General features: G+C 49.7%; 2 tRNA genes and 1 rRNA gene. All 3 read right to left on the bottom strand.

Going from position 1 to position 2,045, the window contains the following annotated elements:
- Positions 1–72 precede the first annotated feature (72 nt).
- A tRNA-Ala gene (locus FTV31_RS15390) sits at positions 73–148 on the bottom strand.
- 45 nt (positions 149–193) lie between these two features.
- Positions 194–270, bottom strand: a tRNA-Ile gene (locus FTV31_RS15385).
- 61 nt (positions 271–331) lie between these two features.
- Positions 332–1,869: ribosomal RNA gene (locus FTV31_RS15380) — 16S ribosomal RNA — on the bottom strand.
- Between the last annotated feature and the right edge of the window lie 176 nt (positions 1,870–2,045).

The following is a 2,045-nucleotide window of genomic DNA, read 5'->3' as shown; positions in this document are numbered from 1 at the left end:
TTACATACTGCGCGAAGCGTAGCTTCTTGCTTAAATTTCAAGGAAAAACGTTGTTTTTCTGGTCTTGAAATTTGGTGGAGACTAGGAGAGTCGAACTCCTGACCTCCTGCGTGCAAAGCAGGCGCTCTACCAACTAAGCTAAGTCCCCAGCTTATCAATAAGTCAATGTTCTGATTTTCTGTTTTCTGGCAGATGGTGGGTCTGACAAGACTTGAACTTGTGACCCCACGCTTATCAAGCGTGTGCTCTAACCAACTGAGCTACAGACCCTCAGATACATCGTCATGAAGAACAACTTGTTGTGGATTCTTACCAATCGTCAATCTTTCGTTAAGGAGGTGATCCAGCCGCAGGTTCCCCTACGGCTACCTTGTTACGACTTCACCCCAGTCATCGGCCACACCGTGGTAAGCGTCCTCCCTAAGGTTAGACTACCTACTTCTGGTGCAACAAACTCCCATGGTGTGACGGGCGGTGTGTACAAGGCCCGGGAACGTATTCACCGCGGCATTCTGATCCGCGATTACTAGCGATTCCGACTTCACGCAGTCGAGTTGCAGACTGCGATCCGGACTACGATCGGCTTTTTGAGATTAGCATCTGCTCGCGCAGTAGCAACCCTTTGTACCGACCATTGTAGCACGTGTGTAGCCCTGGCCGTAAGGGCCATGATGACTTGACGTCGTCCCCGCCTTCCTCCAGTTTGTCACTGGCAGTATCCTTAAAGTTCCCACCCGAAGTGCTGGCAAATAAGGAAAAGGGTTGCGCTCGTTGCGGGACTTAACCCAACATCTCACGACACGAGCTGACGACAGCCATGCAGCACCTGTATCAGAGTTCCCGAAGGCACCAATCCATCTCTGGAAAGTTCTCTGTATGTCAAGGCCAGGTAAGGTTCTTCGCGTTGCATCGAATTAAACCACATGCTCCACCGCTTGTGCGGGCCCCCGTCAATTCATTTGAGTTTTAGTCTTGCGACCGTACTCCCCAGGCGGTCTACTTATCGCGTTAGCTGCGCCACTAAAGCCTCAAGGGCCCCAACGGCTAGTAGACATCGTTTACGGCATGGACTACCAGGGTATCTAATCCTGTTTGCTCCCCATGCTTTCGCACCTCAGTGTCAGTATTAGGCCAGATGGCTGCCTTCGCCATCGGTATTCCTCCAGATCTCTACGCATTTCACCGCTACACCTGGAATTCTACCATCCTCTCCCATACTCTAGCTAACCAGTATCGAATGCAATTCCCAAGTTAAGCTCGGGGATTTCACATTTGACTTAATTAGCCACCTACGCGCGCTTTACGCCCAGTAAATCCGATTAACGCTTGCACCCTCTGTATTACCGCGGCTGCTGGCACAGAGTTAGCCGGTGCTTATTCTGCGAGTAACGTCCACTTATCCCGGGTATTAACCAGGTAAGCCTCCTCCTCGCTTAAAGTGCTTTACAACCAAAAGGCCTTCTTCACACACGCGGCATGGCTGGATCAGGGTTCCCCCCATTGTCCAATATTCCCCACTGCTGCCTCCCGTAGGAGTCTGGGCCGTGTCTCAGTCCCAGTGTGGCGGATCATCCTCTCAGACCCGCTACAGATCGTCGCCTTGGTAGGCCTTTACCCCACCAACTAGCTAATCCGACTTAGGCTCATCTATTAGCGCAAGGTCCGAAGATCCCCTGCTTTCTCCCGTAGGACGTATGCGGTATTAGCGTCCCTTTCGGAACGTTGTCCCCCACTAATAGGCAGATTCCTAAGCATTACTCACCCGTCCGCCGCTAGGAATCAGGTGCAAGCACCCTATCCCCGCTCGACTTGCATGTGTTAAGCCTGCCGCCAGCGTTCAATCTGAGCCATGATCAAACTCTTCAGTTAAAATCATTTCGAACTTTATAAGTAAAGTTCTTAAACTTGGCTCATCAATTTTCTGACTTAAATTTCGCTCAAATAAACTTCGAGTAATTTAAACCAATCAATCAATGAAAATAATTTCGATCAATCAACCAGTAAAAATCCACACAAGTTGTTCTTCATAATCTCTTAATGATCTT

The sequence above is a fragment of the Acinetobacter sp. YH16031 genome, from assembly GCF_013417335.1.
Classification (GTDB): Bacteria; Pseudomonadota; Gammaproteobacteria; order Pseudomonadales; family Moraxellaceae; genus Acinetobacter.
The sequence above is the reverse complement of the archived record's forward strand: the minus strand, read 5'-3'. Positions and strand labels throughout refer to the sequence as shown.